This is a genomic window from Streptomyces sp. NPDC056948, assembly GCF_042674225.1.
GTDB classification, from domain to species: domain Bacteria; phylum Actinomycetota; class Actinomycetes; order Streptomycetales; family Streptomycetaceae; genus Streptomyces; species Streptomyces purpurascens.
In genome coordinates this window covers 1-8,326 of record NZ_JBHUQX010000412.1, presented here as the reverse complement: position 1 = coordinate 8,326, position 8,326 = coordinate 1, and the positions used below count along the sequence as shown (strand labels likewise).

The following is an 8,326-nucleotide window of genomic DNA, read 5'->3' as shown; positions in this document are numbered from 1 at the left end:
GCAGACGTGGCCGTCCCCTGAGCTCGAGATGTCGAGTAATGGAGCACGAGGCTCCGGACGTCACTCGCGTACGGCAGTCCGCTCGCGTACGGCGTTGCGTTCCCGGGCCTGATCGCGGGCGTCCCGGCGGAATACCCACGCCATCTCGGGCTCCATCACCCCGCGGAACAGCCGCCGTACCGGCGGGGTGCACAGCGCGGTCACGACCACGGCCGCGACGGCCGCGACGACGAGTTCGCCCAGGGGCCGGTGGACCCACTCCGGCTCGTACCAGCCCCAGAACTTGGACCCCTGGGCGACGAAACCGTGCAGCAGATAGCCGTACAGCGTGCCCGCGCCCAGCACCGTGAACCACGCCCGGCGCCCGGGCACCCACGAGAGGAAGCAGGCCACCAGGACCAGCGAGCAGCCGAAGATCACCAGCGTCATGACGGGCCCGGACCAGGAGGGCGCGGCGAGCTCGTCCGCGCTGTCGCGGTGGTAGAACCAGGCGCCCGTCATCCGCGGCACCGCCCAGTAGGCCACGGCGAGCGCGGCGGCGAAGACCGGCACGGCGAGGATGCGCACCTTGCGGCGGCGCACCAGCCGGAAGTGCTCCGGCTTCAGGCACAGACCGAGGACGAAGTACGGCAGGAACTGCAGGGTGCGCTGCAGATCGAGGTCGTTGCCGACGTTCGGCGAGAGCGTCGCCAGCATCGCGATGACAAGGGCGATCGGCAGCGGCCACCGCACATGCCGCCACACCGGCGTGGTCAGCCGCCAGATGAACAGCGCCGCCAGGAACCAGGTCAGATAGAGGGGGTCCAGCAGGCTGATCGGCCGGTCCGGTTCCTGGTCGGTCCACCGGGTGAACAGGGTGTACGCCGTCTCGAAGACGACATACGGAACGGCGAGCCCGGTGATCAGACGTCTGATGCGCCCCGGGCCGGCGTCGAAGGAGCGCGAGAAGTAGCCGGAGATGATGATGAACGCCGGCATGTGGAAGGCGTACACCACCATGTACAGCGCGCTCGCCGCCCGGCTGCCGTCCCGCAACGGCTCCCAGGAGTGCCCCATGGCCACCAGCACGATCGCCAGATACTTGGCGTTGTCGAAGAAGGCGTCCCGATGCCCGGACCGCTGCGCGGGGGCGGCGGCCTCGGACGCCTCTTTCCGCCCCGGCCCGCCGTCGGCCGGCGCGACGGCGCGCATGCGCAGGGTTTCCTCGCTCATCGAGCCTCCCGCGCACGGTGGGGGGAACCGGAACGGGCGCGGGCGCATCTTGCCGGAGTTACGGCAGTGGGGTGCCGGTGAGACATCCCCGCCGTCTCACCGCTGCCGGGGCCGCGTAAACCGCTTTCCGGCGCGATGTCGTATGGATCACAGCCACGGCGACGGTACCGCCGCGCCGGACGCCTGGGAGCGCGCCGGCACCGTCGCACGCGGGCTTCAGCTCACCGAGCAGGCGGCGCCGTTCAGCGTGAACGCCGTGGGGCTGGGGTTCGCGCTCGACCGGGTGGCCGTGAAGCCGAGGGTGACCGAGCCGGCCGCGGGGATCGTCGCGGTGTACGAGGCGGCCGCGACGCTGACCTCGGAGCCGCTCTGTGTCGCCGTGCCGCCCCAGAGGTTGGTGATGCGCTGGCTGTCGGGGAAGGTCCAGCGCAGCGTCCAGCCGTTGATCGCCGACGTGCCGGTGTTGCGCAGGACGATCTCGCCCTGGAAGCCGCCGGGCCAGCTGCTCGTCACCCGGTAGCCGACGCCGCAGGCCGACGGTGAGCCGCCGGGGGAGGTCGTGACCGTCACCGTGGCCGAGCGGGGTGACCGGTTGCCCGCGGCGTCACGGGCGTAGACGGCGAAGGTGTGGGATGTGGCGGGCGTCAGGCCGGTCAGCGTGGCGCGGGTGGTCGCCGTGGTGGTGGCGACCGTCTCGGCGGTGCCGTTGACCCGGACGACGTCATAGCCGGTGACGCCCGTCGCGTCGGTGGCGGCGGCCCAGGTCAGGGTGACGGACGAGGAGGTCACCCCGGAGGCGGTCGGGGTGCCGGGAGCCGTCGGGGGAGTGGTGTCGCCTCCGCCGGAGGAGTAGATCGCGGCCTCCTTGGCGGTGGCGGCGATCCCGTTCGCGCCGTTGAAGAGCCGCTGCCCCCAGGACGTGAGCTGGTTCGGGTCGAAGTTCGTGACCATGTCCAGATACTCGACCCCGCCTCCGTTGCCGCTCCAGGACCAGCCGAGATAGCCGAGGCGGAGCTGCTGGGAGACGGCCAGGATGGTGTCCTCGTCGGGGTTGCCGTCCGAGTGGTCGTGGCCGAACTCGCCTACGACGATGGGGAGTCTGGCCGTGACGAAGCGGTTCAGATAGTCGGTGATCTCGGCGGCGGTGTCGAAGACGCCGTACATGTGGATCGAGAAGACCGTGTTGGCGTCCGGGTCGGCGGCGAACACCGAGGCGGCGTTGTCCCGCATGGTGAATGCCCAGTCCTGGCCCCAGTTGGGCGCGTCCACCATGATCGTGTGGTCGAATCCGGCGCCGCGCAGCTTTTGAATGGCCGCTTTGGTGTCGGCCGTCCAGCTCGCGTAGTTGGTGTTGCCGTACGGCTCGTTGCCGATGTTGACGATGACGTAGTCCTCCTGACCGGTCAGCGCGCTCTGCACGCTGATCCAGTACTCGGCGGCGCGGGCGAGCGTGACGGCTCCGCTCTGCTCGCCGTAGCCGGTGGTGTCGTGGACCTCCAGCACGCAGATCAGCCGGTTCTGCTTGCACTGGGAGACCACGTTCGCCACGTCGGCGGTGTCGTTGCGGGTCCAGCGGTCACCGCTGGAGAGGACGACACGGACGGTGTTGGCGCCCTTCGCCTTGATGTGGGAGAGGGAGCTGATCCGGTCCGGGTACCAGGTGTGGGCGTGGTTGACGCCGCGCATCACGAAGTCGTTCCCGGACGCTTCCAGGAGGCGGCCGTTCTCGACGCGGAAGCCGGTGGGCGCGGCCTGCGCCGGTGTGCTGAGGGAGAGGAAGGAGAGCAGGAGTCCCAGCAGGGCGGCGGCCACGCCGGCCACTCGGGGGACGGAGGCTGTGCGGGATCTCATGGCGGCTCCAGAAGGGGTGAAGGGGAGTCGTGCCCTGGTCCGCGCCCGCCGTCAGGCGGCCGGGGTCTTCGCCGTGCACGTGACGGTCGCCGCCGGGGTCCCGGCCGTTGCCGGGGCGGTGGCGACGAAGCCGAACGTGGCGCTCGCGCCGGGGGCCAGCGCGCCGTTCCACGCCGCGTTCGTCACGGTGGCCGTGCCGTCGGCGGCCGTCGTGTGGGTGCCGTTCCAGACCTGGGTGAGACGCGCGCCGCCCGCCGGTACGACGGTCGCGGTCCAGCCCGAGGCGGCGGAGTCGGACGTGTTCGTCACCGTCACCTCGCCCTGATAGCCGCCCTGCCAGGAGGAGACGGCCCGGAACCGCGCGACGCAGGCCCCGGGTTCCTCGCCGGGGTCACCAGGGTCGCCCGGGTCCTGCGGGACGCCCGCGTCGAGGACGGCAGCCAGGGCCGGGTACCAGCGGGTGGCGATCTTGTCGTCACCGGAGGCGTTGGGGTGCACGCCGTCGTACGTGTCGCCGGCCGTGCTGAACCCCGTCCACTGGTCGACCACGGTGACCGGGGAGCGGTCGGTGCTGGTCGCCCGGGCCCAGGCGGGAATCCGCGCGTTGAAGTCGACCACGCGCTGTGCACAGGCCGCGCAACTGCTCGGATTCATCGGGATGAGCTGCGCGACGAGGATCCGCATGTCCGGATCGGAGGCCCTCATCTGCGTCACGAGCTTGGTGTAGGCGGCGAGGATGCGGTCGGGGGCGATGCTGCTCCAGACGTCGTTCGTGCCGAAGTGCATGACAACGATGTCCGGGCGGGTGGCGGCAAGCCTTCCCGGCAGCAGGTTCTGGTCGGCGACGTTCGTCACCAACTCACCGCCGTGGCCCTCGTTGTCGCCGTCGTGCGCCTGTCCGCACCCCTGCGTGGGGAGGGTGCCGACGAAGTCGATGTCCGTGTATCCGTTGTTGACGAGCCGGTTCCACAACACGGCGCGCCAGCAGCCCGGCGAGCCGGTGATCGAGTCGCCGAGCGGCATGACGCGGACGGGGTCCGCGGTCGGAGCGGCCGTCGCGCGGGGTGCGACGGTCAGGCCGAGGGGGAGGAGCAGGGTGGCCAGGAGGCCGAGAACCGTGACGATCCGTAAGTGCGGGGACGAGCGGCGGGTGCTGCGCATGGTGGTCCCTTCCCTGAGTGAGGTGGGAGCGCTCCCATGACATCAAGCCATTGTTGTCATTGACGCGTCAAGAGGTTGGGCGTGCCGGGCCGGACCGCTCGGGGCGGGCCCTCTCGGCAACGCTCGGGGGGAAGTCGGCTGATCGCGTGCAGTCATCACCGCTATGGGTTCAACTGCCGTTCCGCCTTCTGCCGACCCGAAGTCCCCGCTGTGTCAGAAGTGTTGACCGCGTTGTGAAAGCGTTTTAACTTCCCTTCACCGGACACGCCGAGGTGAGGGGGAGTCGTGGCAACTGCCTTACGGGAACGAGCAGGTGCGAAGGGGGTGACTCCCTCTCATCGTGGCTCAGGCGGGGTGCAGCGCAAGCTTAAACGTTTTCAGAGCCGGGCACTGTTCCTGCTCATGCTGCCCGGGGTCGCCTACTTCCTGCTGTTCCACTACGGCGCACTCGCCGGCAACGTCATCGCGTTCAAGGAGTACGTGCCGTTCGACGGCCTCCTGGGCAGCCCCTGGGTGGGTCTGGGCAACTTCCAGCGCATGTTCGAGGACGCGGCGTTCTGGGACTCGGTCCTCAACACCCTCTGGATCGCCGTCCTCCAGCTTGTCTTCTACTTCCCGGTGCCGCTCGGTCTCGCCCTGCTGCTGCACACCCTCACCTGGAGCTCGGTGCGCCGGTTCGTGCAGTCGGTGGCGTATCTGCCGCACTTCATCTCGTGGGTGATCGTCGTAGCGCTCTTCCAGCAGGTGCTCGGGGACACCGGCCTGCTCAACAGCGGCCTCAGCGGGGCCGGTCTGCACACCGTCGACATCATCGGCAACCCGGACGCCTTCCAGCCGCTCGTCGTCGCCCAGGTCATCTGGAAGGACGCCGGCTGGGGCACGATCATCTTCCTCGCCGCGCTCGCCCAGGTCGACGAGCAGCAGTACGAGGCGGCCGCCATCGACGGCGCCGGCCCCTGGCGGCGCTTCTGGCACGTCACCCTGCCCGCCATCCGCCCGGTCGTCGTGCTGCTGCTCATCATGCGGCTCGGCGACATCCTCTCCGTCGGCTTCGAGCAGATGCTGCTGCAACGCGACGCGGTCGGACCGGAGACCGCCGAGGTCATCGACACCTTCGTCTACTACCAGGGCATCGTCGGCGGCGACTACGGCTTCGCGGCGGCCGCGGGCCTGTTCAAGGGCCTCGTCGGCGCCCTGCTCGTCTACGCGGCCAACAAGGCCGCCCACCGCCTCGGCGAACAGGGGGTCTACAGGTGAGCGCGTCCGCCCGGCCCGGCTGGATGGAGAAGCCCCGGCCGCTCACCCAGACCGCGAAGGCACTCGCCCTGGCCACGGTCGTGCTGCTGGTGTGCGTGCCGTTCCTGGTGATCGTGTCGACGTCCCTGGCCTCCACTCAGGAGGTCGTCGACAACGGCGGCTGGGTGCTGTGGCCCAGCGAGCCCACGCTCGACGCCTACCGCGACATCTTCGACGGCGGCATCGTCACCCACGCCCTGGGCGTCAGCGCGGGCGTGACGATCGCGGGCACCCTGCTCAGCCTCGCCTGCACCGTGACCCTGGCCTACGCGCTGTCCCGCCCGGGGGTCTTCGGCGGCAAACCCGTGCTGCTGCTGGTGCTGTTCACCTTCCTCTTCCCGCCCGGCATGATCCCGAGCTTCCTGCTCGTCAAGGAACTCGGCCTGCTCGACTCGTACGCCTCGCTCGTGCTGCCCGTCCTGGTCAACGTGTTCAACCTGGTCGTGCTGCGCGGCTTCTTCCAGTCGATCCCCGAGGAGCTGTACGAGGCGGCCCGGCTGGACGGGGCGGGGGACTGGCGGGTGCTGGTGTCGGTGGTGCTGCCGCTGTCCAAGGCCGCGCTCGCCGTCGTCGGCCTGTTCTACGCCGTCGCCTACTGGAACTCCTGGTTCTACGCCTCGCTGTACCTGGAGAGCGACCACTGGCCGCTCCAGCAGGTGCTGCGCACCTATGTGGTGGCCGGGGCCGGACTCACCGACGCGACGACCGGCGAGGCGACCGTCACCGCCCCGCAGACCGTGCAGATGGCGGTGCTCGTGATCGCCACCGTGCCGATCCTGCTGGTCTACCCCTTCCTGCAGAAGTACTTCACCAAGGGCGTGCTCACCGGCGCCATCAAGAGCTGACACAAGCCGACACGAGGTGATTCACCCATGCCCCGCATGTCCCGACGCACGCTCCTGCGCTCCATGGCCGCGGGCGGCGCCGCCGCCTGCGTCCCCGGTCTGCTGACCGCCTGCTCCTCGGGGTCCGGCGACGGCGACGTCTCCAACGCCGGGAAGAAGCTCGCCCCCTGGCCCGCCCACCGTCCCGCCACCGGCCCGAAGCCGGACCTGGCCCCCACGGAGGAGGGCGTCCAGGCCGGATACACGACCTACCCCTCCGACCTGGCCAAGTCGGTCTCCCGTACCCCGGGCGACGGCTCCACCGTCCGCGTCATGACCGTCTCGTTCGGCACGCCGCCCAAGCCCGCCTCGGCGAACCGGTTCTGGGCGGCCGTCGAGAAGGCCCTCGGCGTGAAGATCGAGTACACGATCATCTCCCAGGCCGACTACCAGAAGAAGATGGCGACGGTCATGGCGGGCGACGCCGACGCCCTGCCCGACATCATCAACATGTTCTCCGGCTTCACCCTGCCCCGCGAGGCACAGTTCGTGCAGCGGCGCGCCCAGGACCTCACCCCGCACCTGTCCGGCGAGGCGATCGCCGACTACCCGAACCTCGCCCACATCCCCACCCACGCCTGGCGCGACATGGGCCGCATCGGCGGACGGATCTACGGCATCCCGCTGGAGCGCCCGCTGCCCGGGTCGACCCTGTGGATCAACCAGGACATGTTCGCCGACGCGGGCATGAAGGAGGGCTGGACGGCCGAGGACTTCACTGCCGTGGCACGGCGGGGCACGCGCGGGAAGACGTACATGCTGGGCGCCGCCGCCCTGTCCCTGTTCGGCAACGCCTACCACAGCGCCGCCCACAACGCGCCCCAGGGCTGGGCCGTCACGGACAACGGCACCTTCCTCCCGGGGGCGGCAGACGAACGGTACAAGGCGGCGATCGCGTTCCAGGCGCGGCTGCGCAAGAACGGCTCCTACCACCCCGACGCCACGTCCATCTCGCAGATCGACCTGACGACCCTCTACTACAACGGCACCGTCGGTTCCATGCAGGACGGGTTCGGCGCCTACCTGCCCAAGTACCGTGAGTCCCAGGGCAAGATGACCCCGTCAGCCGCCCTCCCGTACGGCGTCGGCGGCGAGCCCGGCGGAATCGTCGCCGCCCGCCGCTCCTTCGGCTACACGGTCTTGAAGCAGGCGAAGAAGGAGCGCATCGAACTCCTCCTCCGCATCCTCGACTACCTCGCCGCACCCTTCGGCAGCGAGGAGTGGGAACTGGTCCACTATGGCGTCGAGGGCGTTCACTTCACCCGCGCCAAGGACGGCTCACCCGAGTACACCGAGCTCGGCGAGGTGGAGAACAACACCAACCTGCCGCTGAAGTACCTCGCCGAAGGTCCCCAGGTGCTGTTCGTGCCCGGCATGCCCGACGCCGTACGCGCACTGCACGCCTGGCAGCGCAAGGTCGTACCGCACGCAGTCCGCAACGCCTCGTTCGGGCTGCAGTCCGCGACGAACAACTCCCAGGGCGCCACCCTCAAGGCCCTCCTCGACGACACCGCCACCGGGATCATCGCCGGGCGGCTGCCGCTGTCCGAGTGGGACGCGACGGTGAAGAAGTGGCAGAGCCGGGGCGGCGACAGAATGGCCGAGGAGTACGCGAAGGACTACAAGGCCAACACCTGAACAGCGGTGGGCGGAAGAGGAGACGCGGGGGATGGGGAACGACATGGTGTCCAAGGGGCGGGTCACGATCCGCGAGGTGGCCGAGCGGGCGGGCGTGTCGACGGCCACCGCCTCCCGGGCGCTCAGCGGCAACCACCCGGTGCCCGCCGCGACCCGGGCCCGGGTCCTGCGCGCGGCCCGCGACCTCGACTACGTGGCCAACGCGCACGCCCGCGCCCTGGTCGGCGGCGGCCGCAAGATGGCCGCCGTCGTGGTCCGCCAGGTCACCAGCCCCTTCTACGCCC

At 70.1% G+C, this 8,326-nt stretch carries 7 protein-coding genes; 4 read left to right on the top strand and 3 right to left on the bottom strand.

The window, feature by feature from the left end; genetic code table 11:
* Positions 1-60 precede the first annotated feature (60 nt).
* The 3 genes from ACFTZL_RS36430 to ACFTZL_RS36420 all read right to left on the bottom strand — a co-directional run bounded on the left by ACFTZL_RS36430 (position 61) and on the right by ACFTZL_RS36420 (position 4,224).
* Positions 61-1,212, bottom strand: a complete 1,152-nt coding sequence (locus tag ACFTZL_RS36430; protein ID WP_382592141.1) for an acyltransferase family protein — start codon at positions 1,210-1,212, stop codon at positions 61-63.
* A gap of 216 nt (positions 1,213-1,428) precedes the next feature.
* Positions 1,429-3,063, bottom strand: a complete 1,635-nt coding sequence (locus ACFTZL_RS36425; protein WP_382592138.1) for a cellulase family glycosylhydrolase — start codon at positions 3,061-3,063, stop codon at positions 1,429-1,431.
* A gap of 51 nt (positions 3,064-3,114) precedes the next feature.
* Positions 3,115-4,224: a GDSL-type esterase/lipase family protein gene (locus tag ACFTZL_RS36420; protein WP_382592135.1), complete on the bottom strand. Its 1,110-nt coding sequence runs from the start codon at positions 4,222-4,224 to the stop codon at positions 3,115-3,117.
* Positions 4,225-4,626: 402 nt separating this feature from the next.
* Here ACFTZL_RS36420 and ACFTZL_RS36415 point away from each other — a divergent pair, with 402 nt between their 5' ends.
* The 4 genes from ACFTZL_RS36415 to ACFTZL_RS36400 all read left to right on the top strand — a co-directional run.
* Positions 4,627-5,481, top strand: a complete 855-nt coding sequence (locus ACFTZL_RS36415) for an ABC transporter permease (protein WP_376384944.1) — start codon at positions 4,627-4,629, stop codon at positions 5,479-5,481.
* Positions 5,478-6,365 carry a carbohydrate ABC transporter permease gene (locus ACFTZL_RS36410; protein ID WP_382592132.1) on the top strand — a complete coding sequence of 296 codons (888 nt, stop codon included), beginning with the start codon at positions 5,478-5,480 and terminating at the stop codon, positions 6,363-6,365. The genes ACFTZL_RS36415 and ACFTZL_RS36410 overlap by 4 nt, the downstream gene beginning before the upstream one ends.
* Positions 6,366-6,392: 27 nt before the next feature.
* Positions 6,393-8,042: an extracellular solute-binding protein gene (locus ACFTZL_RS36405; RefSeq protein ID WP_382592129.1), complete on the top strand. Its 1,650-nt coding sequence runs from the start codon at positions 6,393-6,395 to the stop codon at positions 8,040-8,042.
* A gap of 31 nt (positions 8,043-8,073) precedes the next feature.
* On the top strand, positions 8,074-8,326 hold a 253-nt coding region (locus tag ACFTZL_RS36400; RefSeq protein WP_382592126.1), incomplete at its 3' end, for a LacI family DNA-binding transcriptional regulator.